This is a genomic window from Anaerobacillus sp. 63XJN7_5_ISO-PGPR-S23-430 (genome assembly GCF_056173695.1).
In genome coordinates, this window is sequence record NZ_CM149686.1 from 3283439 (window position 1) to 3304772 (window position 21334).

Sequence of the window (21334 nt, forward strand, 5' to 3'; positions counted from 1 at the left end):
ATTGAAGGAGGAACTAGCTATGGCAGAGAATTATAAAAAATGGTCAGAGCTTCCGTATGCAGGTGAAAACGAGCCGCCTCATAATCCAGAAGAACCTTACGCTGGATCATGGCCGGATTATTATATCCGTAATAAACCACCAGGGCGTTTTACCACATTAAGCGGAAGACCCTTTCGACTGGACATCAAGCCACCAGCATCGATCGATTGGGACAGTGAGTTAAAAAAGGTCAAACATGCACAGAAAGACCTTAATCCGAAGCAAGCCACTTTAGCTGAATATTGGGGGACTGGTGTAGCCAGTAAACAATGGACTCCGATTATTGATAAGTTAATTGATACGTACAACGTAACAGCACCTCGAGCAGCAAGAATTCTTGCAGGCGTAGCAACCGGCATGAATGATGCTTTTACAACGGCCTGGTATTTAAAATACCGTTGGAATGTTGCAAGACCAAATCAACTGGATCACGATTTCAAATCCCTGCTCTGTACCCCAAGACATCCCACCTATCCATCAGGACATGCAACGGTAGGAGCAGCTACAGCAGAAATTCTTTCTTATTTCTTTCCTGCAGAGCAAGAACGATTAAGAGAACTCGCGAAAGAGTGCGCTGACTCACGACTCTATGCTGGAGTGCACTTCCCAGTTGATAATGAAGAAGGACTTCGCCTCGGAAAACAAATAGGTTCCATCGTCGCCGCTGAGTTAGAAAGTCAAGATAATGTTCGTGGGCAAACAATTGATGTGCCATACCGAGAAAGTCATCACGCTAAATTAGCACCTCCGCCATACAAGCAGGCAATTGAGTATCCATTCGATTCGAAATGTGATTCTTCAACTAAAAATCCTTTTGTGCGAAGTAATACAAAACAACCTAAACCAAAACTCTTTTTCTAACGATTCTATCCCACATTTGAATTGGATCACTTTGCGATAAATCATAAAGTGATTCAATTTTTCTATGTCTTCTTACCGTACAAATAGAGGAAGTTTCGTTATAATAGATGGAAGATTAGCAGATGAAAGGATCTTACATATGAAGCATTTACTACTTCTTATCCTTATGGTGTTCTCCATTGCAGGATGTCAATCAAGCAATGATGAAACAGCCAATATAACGGTTGCCGCAGCGGCTAGTTTAAGTGATGCGATGAAAGAGTTAAATTCTCTTTATGAACAAGAACATCCTGATACAGAAATCACACTAAATCTTGCATCATCTGGTGTTCTAGCCAATCAGATTAAGCAAGGCGCACCTATAGATGTCTACTTCTCTGCATCAGAGTCTTATTTCGATGAAATTAAAAAGGAAGACCTGCTCGAAATCGAAACAAATATACTGCGAAATAAACTCGTTCTAATTAAAAGCCAATCATCTAAATTGAGTAGCTTTGACCAATTAGATGAAAGTCATAAAGGTCGCTTAGCGATCGGAACGCCTGAAACAGTCCCAGCTGGAGCCTATGCAAAAGAAGCGCTACGATACGCAAACAAGTGGGGTACGATGGAAGATCAGCTAATCTTCAGTAAAGATGTGCGACAGGTTCTGACTTACGTTGAAACAGGTAATGCCGATGCAGGTATTGTTTATGAAACCGACTATCGCTCTTCTAGCAAAGTAACCTTGGTAGAAGATGTACCTACCCAATCGTATTCACCGATCATTTATCCTGCCGGGATCGTCAAAGGAGCTAACGAAGGAGCCAGTGACTATTTCACATTCTTACAAAGCGAAGAAGCATTAGCGATTTTTGAATCCTATGGTTTCCAAAGTGACGTGACTGCAAATGACTGAATTCCTTGATCCCATACTAATTTCACTTAAAATCTCTCTCGTCGCAAGTATCATCGTGACAGTCCTCGGTATTATCATTAGTCACCTAATGGCAGGAAAGAATTTTCGCGGGAAAAGTTTGATCGACACCGTTATAATGCTCCCGCTTGTGCTGCCTCCTTCGGTTGTCGGCTTTATTCTACTCGTCCTCTTTGGCGCTTCAAGTCCAATTGGTCAGTGGATTGAGACGATCTTCGAGCACTCACTCATTTTCACGTGGCAAGCAGGTGTTGTCGCGGCAAGTGTCGTTGCATTCCCGCTCATGTATCAATCAGCTAAAGTCGGTTTTGAGTCAGTTGATCGAGATATTGAGGATGCAGCACGGGTAGATGGAGCAGGAAAATGGATGGTTCTAAGAGTCATCTCAATTCCACTTGCTTCGAACGCTCTTATCTCTGGGATTATCTTAAGCTTTGCTCGTGCACTTGGGGAATTTGGAGCGACTTTAATGTTCGCCGGAAACCTACCTGGAAAAACACAGACCATGCCCACGGCTATTTATGTTGCCATTGACTCTGGTCAAATGACACTTGCTTGGTCCTGGGTAATCGTAACTATTACCATCTCAACGATCATGCTTTTTTTATCTTACCGAGTAGCGGTTAAAATATAAAAAACTCGCTTACGCGAGTTTTTTACTCTTCTGTATTCCTTTCTTCTTCCTCAGGCTCTAACGATGCTGGATAAAATTCTTTCCGCAAATGAATTTTCTCAATGGAAGGGGCTTCACTCTCACCTTCCGTTCCATAAATCGTCACATCAGTAAAACCTTCTATAAGATAGATCGTTACAGGTTTCTCAAATGGATTCGACCCTTTTCTAACCTCTTCCACTTCAAAACCTAAACTCGCGAGGAGAAGGCGATTATCCTCAAGGTAACGTAACCCTTCTGGAAAATAATTCATCTCAACGGCAACATTATCTTTGAAAATAACTTCACCATTTTCAAATGTCATTTTCATTGGATCCTTGCGATCTGGCTCAATGCTCTTAGGGAAGTTCGATAGAAATTCCTCACGTGATAAACCTAGTAACTCCGGAGCATTTACAATCAATTCAATCGATGGAGGTTCAAAATCAATCTCTTCTTCAATCTGAGCTTCTTCTTCCTTCACATCATTCGGGACTTCATCCTCATTTTGCTGACTGTTTCCTGATGATTCATTTCCATTCCCGATCGCTTCATCAGTTGGCGCACCGCCAAAGGTCGGAACGCCCCAGACGACTATGTATAGCAATAGCCAAAAGCCGGCAAACATTGCTGCTCTTTTTCTAGAAGATGTTACAAAGGGTTTAATGATATTAGCCGTCATCAGAAGAAATGCGATAACCACCACTGCTTTTAAGAAATCCATCCTCATTCACCTCACAATTAACTATAGGATTATTTGTTCAGCAAATACAACCATTTTCTTCACTATTATCTCGAAACTGTTTTGGTCCTACTGTTCCAATGGTAAAAAGAAGGAGAAATGGTTTATGTATCTAACTACAAGAGTAAGCTCATTTATAGGAGGTTCATCATGTCAGCAAACCGTTACGTTAACTTAACCGTCAAAAACTACCTATCTGCTCGAAATGACATTCAAACAGGCGACCTTCTCCTTTGTAGTGGCTCGTACCCAGTTAGTAAAATCATTCAGAACGTATCCAAATCCCAATTCAGTCACGTTGCCCTTCTATTTCGGTGGATGGATCGCATTATGATGCTAGAAAGCGTGGAAAGTTACGGTGTACGCATCGTACCACTATCTCATTATTTCCAAGACTATCGCAATTCAGGGCACCCATACAAAGGAAAGCTTTATCTTGCAAGGCATTCTCTCACAAAGAACTTAGACGAAAGTAAGCGTAATGCAATGCTAAGAAGAGGCGCTGATCTAACAGGTAAGCTTTATGACATAGAAGAAATCCTTAAAATCCTGGCAAGCGTCGTGATTGGCGACCTTGAATCGATACCAAATGACAAATACATCTGTTCAGAGTTTATTCAGGAGTGTTTCCAAAAAGCAGGCATCTCTTTCTCAGACGATGGCCGAGGCTTCATTTATCCAGAGCATATTGCAAGTGATCCAGCTGTTCAACCACTATATAAACTCACTCCGTAACATGAACCACTATGATTTTTTATTGAACAGTTACACTATTGACTGTGGTAAAAAGCCTATTTTCAAGAAACTTCTCCTAATTGTACGGTTTGTCCAGACAGATTGAATTGGTATAAATATACTAATAGTATCCGACAATGATGGAGGGAGTCACTTGACGTTAATCATAATTGATCCAGGGCACGGTGGTACAGACCCTGGTGCAACGTATAAAAATTATCAAGAGAAAAATTTCAACCTTGCTATTGCTCGTATGGTAAGAGATCGTTTATTTTCAAAATACGAAGTAGAAGTGGCATTAACACGCGAATCCGATAAAACCATTGACTTAAAACCTAGAACAAATTTTGCAAATGCGATCAAAGCTGATTTCTACCTTAGCATTCACCATAATGCTGCAGGTGGGAGCGGGTTTGAAACATATATCTTTAATGGCACTGTTCCAAATGAAACCGTCCAACTACAATCGACTATCCACAACAAAATTTCAACCGACATATTAAAGAAATACAATATCTTGGATCGCGGAAAAAAACGCGCCAACTTTCATGTCTTACGCGAAACGAAAATGAATGCATTGCTTATTGAAGTGTTATTTGTTGATAGTGAAAAAGACCTTAAACTCCTCACCAACCCTGCATTTATGACAGACATATCGACTGTCATTGCTGATGCAACTGCAAGCGCCATGAAACTTCCGTTAAAACCTAAGCCGGTCGATGGCACTTTATATAAAGTGATTGCGGGAGCTTTTAGCAAGCGAGAAAATGCAGAAACCTATCTGAACATGTTAATTCAAAAAGGCTTTGGGGGTTTTATAGCCACCACTGTCGTCAACAAGGAAACAATCTACCGCATTCAAGTTGGCGCATTTAAGGAAAAAGAAAATGCAGAAGTCTTAGCAGAAAAATTAAACAAAGCAGGTATAGAAACATTTATACTAGTTGAAAAAGGAAACCCTCCCGTGGTGGAACCGGACCCGGTGCCGGTTCCAGACAAAGGTTATAAAATACAGGGCAATGCGGTCTTATCAGCTGAGCAAATGGATGCTTATACAAGAACCATTAATCCTGGAGCACCAGATCTTGCTGCCCTATATTTGGCCCATAGTAAGAAATATTCCATTCGCGGTGATATTGCGTATGCTCAAGCACTTCACGAAACAAATTTCTTTCGTTTTACTGGCGATGTGAAACCAGAGCAAAATAATTTCGCGGGAATTGGAGCGACTGGAGGCGGAGTAGCAGGTGCGACCTTTCCAAATGCTTCGACTGGCGTTCTTGCTCATATCCAACACCTCTATGCATATGCTTCCACATCTCCTCTTCCGGCATGGGACGAAAAAGTTGATCCAAGATTCGATCTTGTGACACGTGGCTCTGCCACAACATGGCAGTCATTGAATGGTAAGTGGGCTGTTCCTGGTTCCAATTACGGTGAGCTCATTCTCTCTTTGTACAAAAAAATGCTCGAATCGGCATTAGTCAAACTTGAAAAAGAACAGGCAACATTGCAAACGACACTCAAAAACCTTGAAATTTAACATTTAGATGAAAGAGCGTTCCCCGCTTTAGGAGAACGCTCTTTTTCTATAACCGGCTATTCTTATACTTTGAAATAGCAGCCTGTACGTGTGGATGATAGGTTGTTTTTATGTAATCCGTTCCTGATGAAATCCACTTTATCGCCGTTTCTGCACGTACCCCAGTAATCATGATATCCACCCCAAGGAGGTTCAATGAGCCGCATAACTTTAACATCATTTCAGAAAACTCTTGATTGAGAGAGGTAACAGACGATAAATCGATAATAAGTGTATTCACTTTCATATCAGCTACTTTTTGAAGTCCTATATCAAGAAGGAATTGAAAACCTACTTCTTCCACAACAGGTTGAAGAGGTAATAATCCCAGTTGATCCATAAGAGGGATTACGTTCACTGCCATGTTCTCCATGCGATCAATCAGTTCTTCTTGTTTTTCATACAAATGAGTCATATCCCGGAATTCTACCATTGCTCCATACATTTTATCAGATTCTCGTAAAACCCTTGTTTGAATGGTTAAATACAGGTTATAAACTCCCCAGCTATACGGCATAGCTTCAATGAAAAACTCTTCTCCCGTTTCAATCGTCCGCTCCACATGGCGCACTTCTTCTGGCGCTAACGGGAAAACTTCGTATACATTTTCCCCTAACACATCTTCACGCTTAACTTTTAGAATCTTTTCCGCTACTTCGTTAATGTGTATGATGCGAAAATCTAAGTCGATCGCTAAAATACCACATGATATATGATTCAATATATGATCCTGTACTATACTCACTATATCACTCCTATTAGATCAGACTCATAAAACAAAAGGAGAAGATCGGCTACTCAATTCGTCCATTACATCTCTGTCAGTCTATTATGGGGCTTCAAGCTTTCCCATTCCTATTTATTATAACTATCTAAATTCTACATCCATCTTTATTTCCCTGTTTTTGTAAACGAATCGTTTTGTCTACTACAAAACTCTCACCATATCTAGTTACTTTCTGCACAAAAAAAACTGCCAAAATGGCAGTTTTCAATCCCAAGCAAATCGCTGTTCTTTCCACGGGTCACCATACATATGATAACCATTCCGTTCCCAAAAGCCCTGCTGATTTTCTGACCGAAATTTAATTGCGCGAATCCATTTCGCACTTTTCCAGAAATACAGATGGGGCACTACCATTCTGATCGGATAGCCGTGTTCTGGGGTTAACATTTTCCCGTTATGTTTGTAAGCAAGAAGGCTCGATTCTGCAAGAAAATCTTCAAGCGGAAGATTCGTAGTCCATCCTTCTTCTGCCTCTAACATAACAAACCTAGCTTCCTTTCGAATGCCCACATGATCTGCTATCGTCCGTGTTGCAATGCCTTCCCATTCATTATCAAACTTTGACCAGCCTGTCACACAGTGAATATCATTTGTTTGTGACGTCTCAGGTAGAGCCATTAGCTGTTCAAAGGTTAGAACCGTAGGGCGCTCAACAAGGCCTCCTATTCTTAAATCCCAATTTGAAAGATGTTTTTCATAATATGGCACGTCACCAACGTGTAGAACTGGCCATCCCTTCGTTACGCGTTGATTAGGAGGAACACGATCGCTGTTTTGCTCCTTTACTTTACCAAAGTACATACGCCACCTCATTTCATAGCTGTTTTATTTAGTGTAACAGAATACACCGAACCTTCTTTTATAGAATGCTCTATAATAAGCAAAAAGAAAAACACGGAGAGCACTCTCCGTGTTTTTCTTAGTTAAAAGATCATAGCTGCAATCCAGCCAAATAAGATAAGCGGAATATTATAGTGTAAGAACGTTGGAACAACCGTATCCCAAATGTGATTATGCTGACCATCTGCATTTAGTCCTGATGTAGGGCCTAATGTACTATCTGATGCAGGGGAACCCGCATCTCCGAGGGCGGCGGCAGTTCCGACAAGCGCAATTGTTGCCATTGGGCTAAATCCTAATTCCATAGCAAGTGGAACATAAATCGCTGCAATAATTGGAATGGTTGAGAATGATGATCCGATTCCCATCGTAATAAACAATCCGACGATTAACATCAAAAGAGCCGCTAGCGCTTTATTATCGCCTATTAATCCGGATGCTTGTGTTACAAGCGATTGAACTTCACCCGTTTGTCTTAGAACTTCAGCGAACCCATTCGCTGCAAGCATCACAAAACCAATGAATGCCATCATTTTCATACCGTCTGTTAAAATCGCTTCAGATTCAGCCAATCGAATGCTCCCCGTAATATAAAGGACGATAATACCTGAAAGTGCGCCTAGAATCATTGATTCAGTTGGAATCTGAACAGCAAGGGTAACGACAACAGATAAAATGGCAAATAGGATGGAGCGATTTGAATAACTATATGTCTCAGATGTATCTTCCTGAGCAATAGATAGCTGTTTATATGTCCTTGGCTTGCGGTATGAAAAGAAGACCGCAATAAGGAGACCAACGACGAGACCTGCTGTTGGCAATAGCATAGCTGTCGGTATAGAGGAAAGTTCAATTTCCATGCCACTATCAGCCATATTCGACTGAAGAATTTCGTGAAATATTTTACCGAAACCAGCCGGTAACAGAATGTATGGTGCGGTTAGTCCAAAAGTAAGAACAGCTGCTACCGCTCTACGATCCATTCCAAGTTCATTTAACACCTGAAGAATAGGTGGGATAAGAATAGGAATGAACGCAATGTGAACAGGCACTAGGTTCTGAGAGAAACATGCGATGAGAAGAATGACAAAGAGAATAAGAACTTTAGCAAGTCCCTTCTTCCGATCTCCTCCACGACGATTAACCATCTTTAGAGCACGCTCAACAATTAATTCAGGAAGTCCAGTGCGAGTAAGACCTACAGCAAAGCTACCAAGCAACGCATAGCTCAATGCAACAGTCGCTCCTCCTCCAAGCCCTGAACTAAACGCTTCGATTGTATCATTAAGAGAAAGTCCTCCTAATAAACCACCGGCGATCGCTCCAATAACAAGTGCAATGACAACATGTATACGAAAAAGGCTTAGCCCTAGCATGATGAGAACTGCAAGAATAACGGCATTCATAACGTAACAACCTTTCAATTAATCCTTTAGTTTGGTAAATCACTAATAAGTTAACACGAAAGAGAAATCGTGTCAATGGAAGACGCTGGTGCTTCCCCATCTTACCATGTGTCAAATCACAACTTCACAGGGATATGGTATAATAGACTGACAATTTCATGTATTATATTCCTTGTTTTAAATGGAAGTTAGGTAAGGATTTCATCCCCTAAGATTAAATTGAACCACCAAATGAGCAAAGACTTGAAAGTTTATCCTCAACCGATCTCCATTACTTCAATCATTCACTCGATTGAAAGTAAATTTCTTCGGGTACACCATTCAGTAGGAACAGTTTAGAAAGGAAGATGTTGTCACTCATGGATATTTTGCTAAATTTCCCCCTTTGGGCAGCGCTATTTGGCGTTGTATTTGCCCAGTTTCTGAAAGTACCGATTTATTTTATTGCAACGAAACAAATTAATTGGTCCCTCTTCAACGCAACAGGCGGCATGCCAAGCTCTCATTCCGCCGCTACGACAGCTTTAGCGACTGGAGTTGCACTTGAGACTGGCCTTGATTCTCCTATATTTGCCGTAGCAGCGATGTTCAGCATTATTGTGATGTTTGATTCAACCGGTGTTCGCAGACAAACAGGAGAGCAAGCCATTGTACTAAACCAGCTTGTTCTTAATTTCAATAGATTCGTTTCTGAAGCGAAAAATTGGCAGCAAAAGCAAGAACGAGAGAAAATTGAAGAATTAAAAGAGCTATTAGGGCATAAGCCAATCGAAGTTCTCGTTGGTAGCTTGCTTGGAATTATTTCAACTTTAATTTTATACTATGCTTTTCAAATTGCTTAAATATAGGAGGACTTAAATGCGAATTGTTTCATTGTGTCCTAGTAATACTGAGCTATGCGCCTACCTTGGTTTAACAGATCAGCTTGTCGGTGTTGATGACTTTTCCGACTGGCCAGAACAAATCAGGAGTCTTCCACGTCTTGGTCCCGATCTTTCAATTGATTTGAAGCAAGTTGAAGCGTTGAAACCAGACCTTATTCTCGCATCACTGAGCGTTCCAGGAATGGAGAAAAATATTGAAGGCATGGACGAACTTGGTCTATCTTATACAGTATTAAATCCCAATTCCCTTGAGGATATTTGTAACGATCTCGTTACTCTTGGAGAGCTTACAAATAAAAAGCAGGAAGCCCTCTCCCTTTCCAATCGTTTCAGAAAATTGATTCAGGAGTACAAGAAAATCAGTGATCAAATCCCAGAGAAGCCGGATATTTATTGGGAATGGTGGCCAAAGCCCATTTTCACACCTGGTAAAACAAACTGGCTGACTGAAATTAGTGAACTGGCAGGAGCGAGAAATTCTTTTCGTGATGTGGAACTCGCTTCTGTTCAAACAGACTGGGCAGATGTCGTAAAGCGAAGACCAGACCATATTTGTCTTGCCTGGGTTGGCGTTCGACAGAATAAAGTAAATCCAAAAATCGTTCAAAAACGTCAGGACTGGGACAAGCTTCAAGAAAGTCCCATTCATGTACTTGAAGAATGGCTTTATTGTCGCCCTTCACCACGTCTAATGACCGGCCTCGTCAAACTTGCAGCCATTCTTCATCCTGATCGCTATCCCTCTTTTGAAGGGGAAGATGCTTTCTTAGAAAATGAGAGGTAAACGCAAAACGTCGGAGAGTATACTCTCCGACGTTTTGTAGCTTCTGTTATTCTTTCTCACTCATAAACTCTTGTCTGAAAACTTGCATCGACTCTTCTTCATTCAAAGTTAACAACATTTCTTCCGTTAAGGTTCCATCACCTTTTTCGATCAGATATACGTCGAGTGTCTTTTTCCCCCACTCATTATAAACATCATTAACTGTGTCGTAATAGAGATCAATTCTCTTCCCAGTTATCGCACTTCCTGTATCTGCTACAACACCAAAGCCATACTCAGGAATAAAGAGTACACTACCAATTGGAAAGACGGACGTATCGGCAGCGATCGTAGAGTAGAGATCCCGCTTTACCTTTACGCCAGAATAGGTGATGCCATATGCAGGATGCTCAGGTGTTTTCCCTGTTGATTCCTCACCTGCCGTATAACCTGTAGCCGTTACGGTATGCGTTGGATACTGTGACCAATCCTGAGAGGTCGCTAGGCTTGTCCTATCCTCTTCACTGAGTACAGTCTGCTGAGGAAAAATCCACTTCGTTACATCTTGCATTGATAAACCCGATAATAATAAATAAGTTGATAGCAACGCTGCTGCAAAAAGACCTGTAAAGATCATCCCTTTTGCGATCAGCATGATAAATCGCACATTTTCCACTCCTCTCATGATCTATTCATTTCCAGAGAAGTGAAAACCTATTCATCAAAATAACGTGCTTTTACACATATAAAAAGCTTCTGCCAACAATTGGCGAAGCTTTTAAAACATCTGATATCCTCTTACACGAAGCATTCTGATCGCAACACCAGCGAACACAGCTCCAACAAGTCCAGCAGTTAAAATAATCGCATCGGCACTTCCTAGTGAAAGAAGATCAGTACCTAACGCTTTAAATGAAGAACCTGGTGAGGAAAAATATTGAAAAAACGTAACGTTATCAATAATCATGATAACGATTACAGGATAGACAACTGCCATAATCCATGTCGAGCGTAGAAGCATGTTAAGCAGGAATCCAATTCCAAAGAAAAGCACAATAAACAGCAGCATCGAAATAATCAGCTGTGGAATCGCCATCGTTTCACCCCCGAGTAATCATTGTTAGTTTACTGGATTGTCCCATTTTAGTCAATGAACAGAGGGTGAACAAAAGAAAAGCGCAAGCGACTGGTAGGTCCGACAAGCGCTGGAAGCATTTCAGTTGAACACGGTTCTTTGTGTTCAACTGAAATGCTGAAGCGACTCGAGGACCTGGGCGCTGGAGCTAGACCTCAATCCATACATTATTATTTTTGAACCAAAAGAAAAACTAAGCGCTCTCAAACGCTTAGTTAGTTGGATTTTGTTTTGCTCCACTTCCTCCACAGTTATCGCATGTTTCCGATCCACCAAGAAGTAGTTGAAAGTACCCCTTTCCCTGGCAATAAGGGCAATCAGTTGCTTTCGCCTTATTTTGTTGTCTTCTCACATCAACCACTCCTTTGTTGTAATTTTCTGATAATATATCAAGAAACGTTGAAAAAGAAAAACACCAAATTTCTCACTGACAGCCCGTGTAAGCGAATACATACTTAGTTATCAGATTATTTCGTCATTTATCAAATCATTTCAACCATTAGTAGGTGATGTGAGCGAATCGGACCTTTCCATCTATAACCGAGGTGTTTCCATTCGTTTTAAAGTTTTCACTTTTTATTGAAGCTCGAATATAACAATTTGTAAGACGTGTACTGAAATTGATTTCCAGGATTCATCTCCGTTATAAACTGATCCATTCCATTCAGAAAAGAAGGAATCATAGACGACGTACGTGGATCAGTAAGCAGTTCCTCCTTTGTTAAAAATCGGGACTCTCCAATTTCATTCGTTTCAGACGTTAGCGTGCCTCCGGTTCTTCTCATATAAAAAACCACTAAGTTATCACTTACATCTTTGTTAATGACACCTGAACGAATTCCTGCTATTCCAGTCGTTTCTGCAACAATACCCGTTTCTTCAAAAATTTCTCGGACAGCGGCTTCATCAACCGTTTCACCCGGATCCACAAATCCAGCAGGAAAAGACCATCTTCCTTTTAATCCACCATACTTCTTCATCACGACGAGATACTTCCCCTCAAATTCCACAATGCCTGCTGCCGCCAACCATACTTTTCCTCTTTCGGTCAAATCGAAATCCTCCCCTGGAATAAATAAAGTAGTACGTTCATAGACTTTACTATAGCCCCTATTCTATTGAATAGATTAGAAAAACTTGGCTGATCGTCATCTCCTTTATGACGATCGCCTTCGTTTTTCTTATTGCGCTGATCACAAATGAATCATTTCATAAGAGCAAAAAAAGGCAAAGACATGACGTCTTTGCCCTCTTTATCGAATGATCTTAAAATAGCTTAAGCTTACCTTTTTTCCAGACAAGCCCTGGCCCACCAAGCATGAAGAGATAGCGATTATCAATCACTTTTTTCATAGCAGACGCTGTGCTACCATAGAGCTTTTTATTCCCAACTTTACCAATCGCTTCGCCTTTACCAAGTGAAGCAACCGTACCTTTGATGTCAGGAGTAAAGCTCTCAAGCTCTTTCCCGCGCACAAGGCTCAATAAGTTCTTAGATACAGCTCCAGCAGCTTGGATCGCAACCTGAGCCGTCGGAGGGAATGGACGATTGATTTCTTCGTTAATAAGAAGAGCACAATCTCCAACAACGAAAACATTATCGTAATCCGGTGTACGCTGATCTTTACGAACAGGAACACGGCCGCGGTTTGTTTCGAAGCCAGAATTTGCAACGATGGAGTTACCTTGCACGCCACCAGTCCAAACAACTGTCGCCGCTTTTACTTCTTCATCCTCACCCAAAATAACGCCATCTTCTGTTACTTCTTTGATCATTGTGCTCGTACGGAATTCCACACCTTTACGTTCAAGTAGATTCATTCCGTATTCTACAAGCTCCTCATCAAAACCAGGAAGAACAGTTGGGGACGCTTCCACATTAATGATTTTAACGCGATCACGAGGGATATCGAACTCTTTGCACAGTTCAGGAACACGTTCAGCAAGTTCACCAACAAATTCAATTCCAGTGAATCCTGCGCCACCGACAATAATAGTTAGAAGATCATCGCGACGCTTAGACTCATTATTGTAGCTTGCGAACTGGTATTCAATGTGTTCACGAATTTTTCGAACGGAGTTTACGCTACGAATACTGAAGGCATTTTCTTTAAGACCCTTAATACCAAACGTAGCTGGTTCAAAACCAAGTGCTAGCACAAGGTAATCGTATTCAAGTTCACCGTTAGAAAGAATGACGCGCTTTTCATCCGGCTTTACTTCTACGACTGTGTCTTTAATAAATTTGATTTTGTTCATATCAATGACATCTTTGATCATAATTCTTGTTTTGTCATGGTGCATTGTTCCTGCAGCTGGTTCATGAAGCCATGTTGTTTGGTAATGATAGTCATGCTTATTCACAAGCGTAACTTCCACTTCATTTGTTCCCATCTCTTTTTGAAGACGAGCTGCTGTCATAATACCGCCGTACCCTGCACCTAAAATTGCGATTTTTGGCCTACTCACTTGAATCACATCCACCTTTTATCGGTATTTTTTTAGGACATATTGTAGATTTTCCTGCATTGTCCCATCGTGAAACGTCAATAAACGCTAAATATAAGGAATCTCTTTCTCAAAAATGAACAATATTGAATAAGATCAAGAGACATTGTTAAGTATTTCACGTTCTAGACCGTAAAAAATGGTGATCTAGCCCGCACTTTGTCATAAAATTTTCAAATCTGACGCTCCATTCTAATCATATTCTTTTTTTTTTCTTTTTCAACCTTTATAATGAAAGTTCTAGAGGTGTTTTCACCTTAGGGGTTTAGTTCCGTTTTTATTATGATTATAATAATGAAAGCACATTGAATAAATTATAGGGGGACTGACTTATGACTGACCAACATGAACTTTATGATATAACGATTATTGGTGGAGGTCCTGTTGGCTTATTTACCGCATTCTACGGTGGTATGCGCCAACTTAAAGTAAAGATTATTGAAAGTATGCCACAGCTTGGAGGGCAGCTCTCTGCACTCTATCCTGAAAAATACATTTATGACGTCGCTGGCTTTCCAAAAGTTCTCGCACAAGATCTTGTCGATAATCTTGTCGAACAGGCGAATCAATTTCAACCAGAGGTTGCTTTGGAGCAGTCTGTTGAAGAAGTAACAAAACAAGAAGACGGCACTCTTTACCTCCGTTCAAACACAGGAGAAGAGCATTATACGCGAGCGGTTATTATTACTGCTGGTGTTGGGGCCTTCCAACCTCGTCGCTTGAAAGTAGAAAGTGCTGATCTTTATGAAGGAAAGAACCTTCACTACTTCGTAAATGATCTCACAGCATTTGCAGGACAAAAAGTTCTTATTGCTGGTGGAGGAGATTCCGCAGTAGATTGGGCTAATATGCTTGAGCCAATTGCTGAGGAAGTAACACTTATTCACCGTCGCGATAAGTTCAGAGCTCACGAACACAGCGTTGAACAGCTTATGAACTCTTCTGTAAACATTCAAACGCCGTATAACATTACTGAATTCATTGGTGACGGAGAACGCATTAACCAGGTTGTTCTCGAGCAAGTTAAAGGTGAAGAGAAAATAACGAAAGACGTGGATGCAGTTATTGTGAACTACGGCTTCATTTCTTCCCTTGGACCAATTAAAGAATGGGGCCTTGATATTGAAAAGAACTCCATTGTTGTTAATACCAAAATGGAAACAAACATTCCTGGTATTTATGCAGCTGGTGATGTTGCTACATATGACGGCAAAGTAAAGCTTATCGCCTCTGGATTTGGTGAAGCACCAACAGCTGTTAATAATGCAAAATCCTATATGGATCCTGATGCAAAGGTACAGCCGCTTCACAGCACTAGTCTTTTCGATAAAAAAAAGTAAGTTCAAGGAAAGTGAGGGGTACACATGGATGAGATTCTCTTTATCATCGTGATGATAGCAGGTCTTGGCTTCTCTCTTTATAAAAGTCTTAAAGATACGCCAAAACCGAACTGGAAAACCGTTAAACAAAACCTTTTCCATTCTTCTCACTAAGACGTTAAAAACCCCGTACACTTGTACGGGGTTTTTAATATGTATGTTTTCACCAACCAAGCCCTACTTTGGTTGCTAGAATTTCTTCACCTGAACCATTCAACGTAATTTCATAACGCCCTGAACGATTAGAGTATGTGAGCGTTTTTTCTTTAAATGCGACATTAGCTTGATAGCGCACTTCAAAATTCTCCACCTCTAAATCTCCAGATCCCTCTTCATGTATCTTTACAGTAAACAACAAAACCCCCTCCTTATACAGTCATTTTATCACCGTCAGAATTCTTGAGATATGACAAATAGTTTACACTAGTACCGTATTTTTCCATGAAAAATATTTTCTTAACAGCACATTCCTTGTGATTATTTTCTTCTTGAAGCGGGTAAACCCAAAATAGACTTAAAATAATCTGTTTACAGGAGGACTTATCAATGAGTAGATTACAAAATAAAACAGCGGTAATTACTGGAGCTGCAACTGGTATTGGACAAGCCACTGTTGAGCTTTTCGCAAAAGAAGGAGCTACGGTTTTATGTGCTGATGTTAATACAGAAGAGATGAGTAAAACAGCTGAGAAGCTAAATAACAACGGAGGTAATGTAAAAACTTTCCACGTTGATGTATCAAGTGAGGATAGCGTAACGAGTTTTGCTAACCAAGTCAAAGAGGAATATAGCACGATTGATGTTCTCTTTAATAACGCAGGGGTTGACCAGGAAGGTGGAAAAGTCCACGAATACCCAGTCGAATTATTCGATCGTATTGTTTCAGTTGACTTGCGCGGTACATTTTTAACAAGCAAATACTTACTTCCACTCATGATGGATAACGGCGGATCGATTATTAATACGTCATCGATGTCAGGTCGAGCAGCTGATCTGGATCGTTCAGGCTACAACGCAGCAAAAGGTGGCATTACAAACTTTACGAAAGCCATGGCGATTGACTATGCAAGACAGGGAATTCGAGTAAACTCTCTCTCTCCAGGTACGATTGAAACGCCACTAATTGATGAGCTTGCAGGTTCAAAAGAAGAAGAAATGGGTCAGAAATTTAGAGATGCGAATAAGTGGATTACACCACTTGGTAGACTTGGCCGCCCGGATGAAATGGCGAAGGTCGCTCTTTTCTTAGCATCTGATGATAGCTCTTATGTGACAGGTGAGGATATTACAGCTGATGGTGGTATTATGGCGTATACTTGGCCTGGTAAGATGTTAATCGATGAGCAATGGAAAAAGGAAACAGAGTAAGACAAGGAAGCAAAACCCCGATGCAACGAGCATCGGGGTTTCTTTATAAATAAACTTAAGCCCACCACATTTCAGTTGGCTGGTCAACAATTAAAACAGATTGAAGGTTCTTAACAGCCGTTTGGAAGCCTTCGTTAATAGACATAAGTGGATCTTCGTGTTCAATGCTTACAACATGGTCATAGCCATATGTACGAAGTGCGCTCATCATGTGAGACCATTCTTGATTACTATGTCCACAACCAACAGAACGGAACGTCCATGCTCGTGTCTTCACTTCTCCATAGGGCTGCATGTCTGTTAATCCATGCATGTTCACATTATCCTGATCGATATACGTGTCCTTCGCATGGAAATGATGAATCGCATTTTCTTTTCCAAGAATTTTAATGGCTGCGACAGGGTCAATTCCTTGCCACCACATGTGACTTGGATCGAGGTTTGCACCGATTGCGTCACAAGTTAGCTCACGAAGCTTAAGCATCGTGTAAGGTGTATGGACAAGAAAACCACCATGAAGTTCAAGACCTATTTTCACATTATGATCCTTAGCAAATTGCCCCCACTCTTTCCAATAAGGAACTAGCTTCTCTTCCCATTGCCACTTCAAAATATTTGAGTACTCCGCTGGCCATGGCGTTACTGGCCAATTTGGGTTTTTCGCGTCTTCGCTATCACCGGGCGTTCCTGAGAATGTATTCACTACTGGAACGTTCATTGCCGATGCTAATTTCACAGTCTTAACGAAAGTGTCGTGGCACTCCTCAGCAAATTTCTTATCAGGAGAAATCGGATTTCCGTGACAACTAAAAGCACTAATTTCGAGTCCTCTTGAATGAACTTTATCAAGATATTCCAAGCGCTTCTCTTCACTTTCGAGCAATTCATCCAGATTGCAATGAGCATTACCTGGATAACCTCCCGTTCCGATTTCCACCGCTTTAAGTCCAGATGCTTTCGCATGATCGAGCATCTCTTCGAATGACTTATCTGAGAATAGTACAGTAAATACACCTAGTTTCATAGGACCACTCCTCTTATGTTTTTAATCAAGTCGAATGCTTCTCCCAGTTGTACAGCTTTCATAAATTGCTTCAATTACTTGTGACACACGTCTCGCCTCTTCCGATTTTACGATCGGTTCCTCTAGTCCAAGACAGCTGTTCACAAAATTCGCAGCTTGAGGCAATCCTGGGTCCTCATCTCCTGGTACCCATTGACTGCTCGTATTTAAAAGCATGCCGTGCTGAGCTTTATTTAATTGAAATGGAAAAACATCGAGACCCCCATCACTACCGGAGATACTAACAGACTCTTTGTCCTCTGCAATGTTGGCTGACCAGGATGTTTCAAAGAGCATAGAAATATTATTATCAAAACGGATATATGCCGTGACATGATCATCCACATTAAACGTCTCGTGATCAAATGCTCCCCACTGGTTCACTTGTTCAGGTGTTTTGCTTAAACGATTGTATGTTGTTCCTGACACTTCAACAGGCTTCGCGTTGCCCATTAGCCACATACTTAAATCAAGAAAGTGGCATCCATAATCTATTAAGCTACCGCCGCCTTGAAGCTGTTTATTCGTAAACACGCCCCAGCCAGGAACCTTTCGGCGACGAAGGGCTTGAACTCTTGCAACCATTGGATCACCGATTTCATTCTCTTGAATAAGTTGACGTGCCGCACGCGGTTCCTTCATGAAGCGATAATGATAAGCGATGGATAAGATTTTGCCAGACTTTTTCTCTGCTGCAATCATCCGATCACATTCTGCAACTGTCATCGCCATTGGCTTTTCACAGAGAACATAAACACCTGCGAGTAGAGCTTGCTCAGCTAGATCCGCATGAAATTTATTCGGTGTGCAAATCGTAACGGCATCTACTTCATTTAGCATATCCTGTACATGCTCGTACACATTAGGAATATGACAAGAAAGCCCTACCTGCTGCGCTTTTTCATAATCGACATCATAAACACCAAACAACTCTACTTGTTCAGAGAGCTGCTGGTATGCTGGGATATGCCGGGACTGGGCGATGCCGCCAGACCCGATAATCCCCATACGTAATTTATTCACTTGATCACCTCAGGTTAACGATTTTCTTCGTTTCATTTGATTCTAGTGCTGCGAGAACCACTTGAAGAGAATTCATCCCTTCCATACCGCTTACAGGAACGTCTTTATCCGACACAATGCTATCTACGAACTTGTCGATAACCTGTGAACTCGATTGGCCGCCGCTATCATTTGTTTGAATACCACCAAGCTCATATTTCACCACTTCACCTGTCTGATACTGAACAACAAGCGAATTCACTGGATCGTCTTCAAGTCTAAGAATCGCTTTTTCGCCATAGATAATCGTTGAATTATCTTCACTCGCTGTATAAGCCCAGCTTGCAGCTAGCGTTCCAATAATACCGCTTTCAGATTTTAAAATACACACTGCATTATCATCAACTGTAGCAAACTCCTTCGCACTTGTTTCAACAAACGAGCCTACCTCTACGATCTCTTCATTTAATAAATAGCGGATAAGATCGGTCTTATGCACACCAAGATCTCCCATTGCTCCAATAAATGCTTTCTCTTTCTCGAAGAACCAGCTATCTTTCCCATCCACACTCCAACCTTCAGGTCCAGGATGTCCAAAAGCTGTTCTAAAGCTATATACTTTGCCAATTTCACCGCTTGCTAGAATGTCTCTCGCCTTTGCGTGGGAAGGAACGAAGCGTTGATTGTGAGCAATCATTAATTTCTTCCCACTTGTGCGAGCCGCTTCAATCATTTCTTCTGCATCTGCACGTGACGTTGCCATTGGCTTTTCGCAAAGAACATGCTTTCCTGCTTTTAATGCAGCAATAGAAATCGGGGCGTGAAGGTAGTTTGGCGTACAAACGCTGACCGCATCAATCTCACTATTTTGCAGTAGCTCCTCATAGCTTTCATAGGACTTTGCTCCGTAAAGAACCGCTGTTTCATCTGCTCTTGTTTTCACAATATCGCACACAGCAGCAATTTTTATTTGTGTGTTTGCCGCGTATTCTGGTAAATGGCGGTGTTTCGCAATACTCCCACATCCGATAACACCAATTTTTAATTCATTCATGGTTTCTCCTCCTCAATCAATCTCTTATTTAGACGCGATGGTTTCTAGCGGTTTTGCATTTCCATAGACTGGCTTTGGTATCGTCGTAGGTTTAGCCCAGGCTACAGCATTTTTCATAACCTGCTGGATCTCTTTATTGTAATAAGTTGGGTATGTCTCATGACCAGGTCTGAAATAGAAAACCTTTCCTTGTCCTCTCTTATATGTACAACCGCTTCTGAAGACTTCTCCGCCTTCAAACCAGCTTACAAACACAAGTTCATCTGGTGCTGGGATATCAAAATGCTCACCATACATTTCTTCTCTCTCAAGCTCAATTTTCTCACCAAGTCCCTCCGCAATCGGATGGGTTGGATCGACAATCCACATTCTCTCTTTCTCATCCGCTTCACGCCATTTCAAATCACAGCCTGTCCCCATTAGCTTCTTGAAAATTTTAGAGAAGTGACCAGAATGAAGGACGATAAGCCCCATTCCATCAAGAACTCGTTGATGAACGCGATTCACAATTTCATCAGATACTTCTTCATGCGCGATATGTCCCCACCAGAGAAGAACGTCCGTGTTGTTCAGCACCTCTTCAGATAAACCATGTTCAGGCTCGTCCAAAGTGGCCGTTTTCACTTCAAAATCCTCTTTTAGAAATTCAGCAATGGCACCGTGAATTCCGTTTGGATACACGCTTCTTACTTCTTCACTACTCTGTTCATGACGATTTTCATTCCATACGGTTACGTTTAGCATTAAAATCCACTCCTATTTTTATCTATTCTTTAACTGAACCTGATGTTAATCCTGACACGATTCTTCTTTGGAAAATCAAAACCATAATGACAAGAGGAACGGTTACAACAACGGTCGCTGCTGAAATTTCTCCCCAAGGGATCGTATACTGACCCTGAAACAGGGCAATTCCGACCGGGACCGTTTTAAACTTATCAGCCGTGTTAATCGTAAGGGCAAACAAGAATTCATTCCAGGCTGCAATAAATACGAGAATGGCTGTTGTAAAAATACCTGGTACAGCAAGTGGCATAATCACTTTCCAATACGTTTGCCATAGTGATGCTCCATCGATTTTCGCTGCTTCTTCAAGATCGAACGGAATTTTACGGAAGAACGTAACGAGAAGCCAGATCGATAATGGCAGCGTGATCGTTGTGTACGGGATGATTAAGCCAAGATAGCTATTTGTAAGACCTAAGTTTTTTAGAAAAATATAGATTGGTGAAATCGTCGCTACTTGTGGGAACATGGATACAGATAAGACAATCCCCAATATAATCGGTTTTCCTTTAAAATTCAGACGCGCGATGGAATAAGCAGCGAATGAAGCGACCAGTACGGTGTACACAGTCGTAATTGTCGCTACAACGGTACTGTTCCAAAGATAGCGAGGGAAAGGATAATCTACGAAAACGGATACATAGTTTTGTAGAGTTGGGTTATTCGTAAAAGGATTGAACGCTTTTTCACCAAAGAGCTCTGTTAGTGGTTTAATCGAACTTGCAAGCATCCATAAGAACGGAAACATGACAACAAAAACAAACACAACTAGGAAAACGTAAAACATCGGTCCCGCTTTCTTATTCATCTGGCTGTCCCTCCTTCTTCATG

General features: G+C 41.3%; 25 protein-coding genes. 10 read left to right on the forward strand and 15 right to left on the reverse strand.

Going from position 1 to position 21334, the window contains the following annotated elements; genetic code table 11:
• The first annotated feature begins 19 nt into the window (after positions 1 to 19).
• From AC0VYJ_RS17135 to modB, 3 genes are all read left to right on the forward strand, one after another.
• Positions 20 to 901: a vanadium-dependent haloperoxidase gene (locus tag AC0VYJ_RS17135; protein WP_475365718.1), complete on the forward strand. Its 882-nt coding sequence runs from the start codon at positions 20 to 22 to the stop codon at positions 899 to 901.
• Positions 902 to 1040: 139 nt separating this feature from the next.
• Entirely contained in the window at positions 1041 to 1799 is a 759-nt protein-coding gene (modA, locus tag AC0VYJ_RS17140) for a molybdate ABC transporter substrate-binding protein (protein ID WP_475365719.1), read from the forward strand.
• Entirely contained in the window at positions 1792 to 2451 is a 660-nt protein-coding gene (modB, locus tag AC0VYJ_RS17145) for a molybdate ABC transporter permease subunit (protein ID WP_475365720.1), read from the forward strand. The genes modA and modB overlap by 8 nt, the downstream gene beginning before the upstream one ends.
• A 22-nt stretch (positions 2452 to 2473) precedes the next feature.
• On the opposite strand, the gene AC0VYJ_RS17150 is transcribed toward modB, so the two are convergent.
• Positions 2474 to 3193 (reverse strand): hypothetical protein, encoded by a 720-nt coding sequence (locus tag AC0VYJ_RS17150; protein ID WP_475365721.1) that lies wholly within the window; start codon positions 3191 to 3193, stop codon positions 2474 to 2476.
• A 168-nt stretch (positions 3194 to 3361) separates the two neighbouring features.
• On the opposite strand from AC0VYJ_RS17150, the gene AC0VYJ_RS17155 reads away from it, so the two are divergent.
• Together AC0VYJ_RS17155 and AC0VYJ_RS17160 are read left to right on the forward strand one after the other, a co-directional pair.
• A complete protein-coding gene (locus AC0VYJ_RS17155) occupies positions 3362 to 3946 on the forward strand; it encodes a YiiX/YebB-like N1pC/P60 family cysteine hydrolase (RefSeq protein ID WP_430241739.1) in 585 nt (194 codons plus the stop codon).
• A gap of 154 nt (positions 3947 to 4100) precedes the next feature.
• Positions 4101 to 5489, forward strand: a complete 1389-nt coding sequence (locus AC0VYJ_RS17160; protein WP_475365722.1) for an N-acetylmuramoyl-L-alanine amidase — start codon at positions 4101 to 4103, stop codon at positions 5487 to 5489.
• A gap of 46 nt (positions 5490 to 5535) precedes the next feature.
• On the opposite strand, the gene AC0VYJ_RS17165 is transcribed toward AC0VYJ_RS17160, so the two are convergent.
• From AC0VYJ_RS17165 to AC0VYJ_RS17175, 3 genes are all read right to left on the reverse strand, one after another.
• On the reverse strand, positions 5536 to 6273 hold the full coding sequence (locus tag AC0VYJ_RS17165; RefSeq protein WP_430241742.1) for an STAS domain-containing protein: 738 nt from the start codon (positions 6271 to 6273) through the stop codon (positions 5536 to 5538).
• A 246-nt stretch (positions 6274 to 6519) separates the two neighbouring features.
• On the reverse strand, positions 6520 to 7116 hold the full coding sequence (locus AC0VYJ_RS17170; RefSeq protein ID WP_475365723.1) for a sulfite oxidase-like oxidoreductase: 597 nt from the start codon (positions 7114 to 7116) through the stop codon (positions 6520 to 6522).
• Between the two features lie 122 nt (positions 7117 to 7238).
• Entirely contained in the window at positions 7239 to 8561 is a 1323-nt protein-coding gene (locus tag AC0VYJ_RS17175) for a Na+/H+ antiporter family protein (RefSeq protein ID WP_430241745.1), read from the reverse strand.
• Positions 8562 to 8920: 359 nt separating this feature from the next.
• On the opposite strand from AC0VYJ_RS17175, the gene AC0VYJ_RS17180 reads away from it, so the two are divergent.
• Together AC0VYJ_RS17180 and AC0VYJ_RS17185 are read left to right on the forward strand one after the other, a co-directional pair.
• Complete coding sequence (locus AC0VYJ_RS17180) at positions 8921 to 9403, forward strand: divergent PAP2 family protein (protein WP_475365724.1); 483 nt, start codon at positions 8921 to 8923, stop codon at positions 9401 to 9403.
• A 16-nt stretch (positions 9404 to 9419) separates the two neighbouring features.
• Positions 9420 to 10229 (forward strand): cobalamin-binding protein, encoded by an 810-nt coding sequence (locus tag AC0VYJ_RS17185; protein WP_430241749.1) that lies wholly within the window; start codon positions 9420 to 9422, stop codon positions 10227 to 10229.
• 46 nt (positions 10230 to 10275) lie between these two features.
• Here the strand turns inward: AC0VYJ_RS17185 and AC0VYJ_RS17190 are convergent, their stop codons facing one another.
• The 5 genes from AC0VYJ_RS17190 to AC0VYJ_RS17210 form a co-directional block, all read right to left on the reverse strand.
• The gene (locus AC0VYJ_RS17190; RefSeq protein WP_475367510.1) at positions 10276 to 10863 is read right to left on the reverse strand and encodes a 3D domain-containing protein; all 588 of its coding nucleotides are present in this window, start codon (positions 10861 to 10863) and stop codon (positions 10276 to 10278) included.
• 123 nt (positions 10864 to 10986) lie between these two features.
• On the reverse strand, positions 10987 to 11304 hold the full coding sequence (locus AC0VYJ_RS17195; RefSeq protein WP_194219021.1) for a YuiB family protein: 318 nt from the start codon (positions 11302 to 11304) through the stop codon (positions 10987 to 10989).
• 250 nt (positions 11305 to 11554) lie between these two features.
• Positions 11555 to 11695 carry a YuiA family protein gene (locus AC0VYJ_RS17200; protein ID WP_194219020.1) on the reverse strand — a complete coding sequence of 47 codons (141 nt, stop codon included), beginning with the start codon at positions 11693 to 11695 and terminating at the stop codon, positions 11555 to 11557.
• 217 nt (positions 11696 to 11912) lie between these two features.
• Positions 11913 to 12395, reverse strand: a complete 483-nt coding sequence (locus AC0VYJ_RS17205) for an NUDIX hydrolase (protein WP_475365725.1) — start codon at positions 12393 to 12395, stop codon at positions 11913 to 11915.
• 214 nt (positions 12396 to 12609) lie between these two features.
• A complete protein-coding gene (locus AC0VYJ_RS17210; RefSeq protein WP_194219018.1) occupies positions 12610 to 13812 on the reverse strand; it encodes an NAD(P)/FAD-dependent oxidoreductase in 1203 nt (400 codons plus the stop codon).
• Between the two features lie 371 nt (positions 13813 to 14183).
• Here AC0VYJ_RS17210 and AC0VYJ_RS17215 point away from each other — a divergent pair, with 371 nt between their 5' ends.
• Positions 14184 to 15191, forward strand: a complete 1008-nt coding sequence (locus AC0VYJ_RS17215) for an NAD(P)/FAD-dependent oxidoreductase (RefSeq protein WP_430241753.1) — start codon at positions 14184 to 14186, stop codon at positions 15189 to 15191.
• 24 nt (positions 15192 to 15215) lie between these two features.
• The gene (locus AC0VYJ_RS17220; RefSeq protein ID WP_276511800.1) at positions 15216 to 15344 is read left to right on the forward strand and encodes a hypothetical protein; all 129 of its coding nucleotides are present in this window, start codon (positions 15216 to 15218) and stop codon (positions 15342 to 15344) included.
• A gap of 49 nt (positions 15345 to 15393) precedes the next feature.
• Here the strand turns inward: AC0VYJ_RS17220 and AC0VYJ_RS17225 are convergent, their stop codons facing one another.
• Positions 15394 to 15585: a hypothetical protein gene (locus AC0VYJ_RS17225; protein ID WP_430241755.1), complete on the reverse strand. Its 192-nt coding sequence runs from the start codon at positions 15583 to 15585 to the stop codon at positions 15394 to 15396.
• A 191-nt stretch (positions 15586 to 15776) separates the two neighbouring features.
• Here AC0VYJ_RS17225 and AC0VYJ_RS17230 point away from each other — a divergent pair, with 191 nt between their 5' ends.
• Positions 15777 to 16598 (forward strand): SDR family oxidoreductase, encoded by an 822-nt coding sequence (locus AC0VYJ_RS17230; protein WP_430241757.1) that lies wholly within the window; start codon positions 15777 to 15779, stop codon positions 16596 to 16598.
• A 55-nt stretch (positions 16599 to 16653) separates the two neighbouring features.
• On the opposite strand, the gene AC0VYJ_RS17235 is transcribed toward AC0VYJ_RS17230, so the two are convergent.
• The 5 genes from AC0VYJ_RS17235 to AC0VYJ_RS17255 are packed head-to-tail and all read right to left on the reverse strand — an operon-like array spanning position 16654 to position 21311.
• Positions 16654 to 17622: a sugar phosphate isomerase/epimerase family protein gene (locus tag AC0VYJ_RS17235; protein WP_475365726.1), complete on the reverse strand. Its 969-nt coding sequence runs from the start codon at positions 17620 to 17622 to the stop codon at positions 16654 to 16656.
• 21 nt (positions 17623 to 17643) lie between these two features.
• Complete coding sequence (locus tag AC0VYJ_RS17240; protein ID WP_475365727.1) at positions 17644 to 18684, reverse strand: Gfo/Idh/MocA family protein; 1041 nt, start codon at positions 18682 to 18684, stop codon at positions 17644 to 17646.
• Between the two features lie 4 nt (positions 18685 to 18688).
• The gene (locus tag AC0VYJ_RS17245) at positions 18689 to 19717 is read right to left on the reverse strand and encodes a Gfo/Idh/MocA family protein (RefSeq protein WP_283153738.1); all 1029 of its coding nucleotides are present in this window, start codon (positions 19715 to 19717) and stop codon (positions 18689 to 18691) included.
• 24 nt (positions 19718 to 19741) lie between these two features.
• On the reverse strand, positions 19742 to 20461 hold the full coding sequence (locus tag AC0VYJ_RS17250) for a ThuA domain-containing protein (RefSeq protein WP_430241764.1): 720 nt from the start codon (positions 20459 to 20461) through the stop codon (positions 19742 to 19744).
• A gap of 22 nt (positions 20462 to 20483) precedes the next feature.
• Positions 20484 to 21311: a carbohydrate ABC transporter permease gene (locus tag AC0VYJ_RS17255; RefSeq protein WP_098444829.1), complete on the reverse strand. Its 828-nt coding sequence runs from the start codon at positions 21309 to 21311 to the stop codon at positions 20484 to 20486.
• Positions 21312 to 21334: the final 23 nt, after the last annotated feature.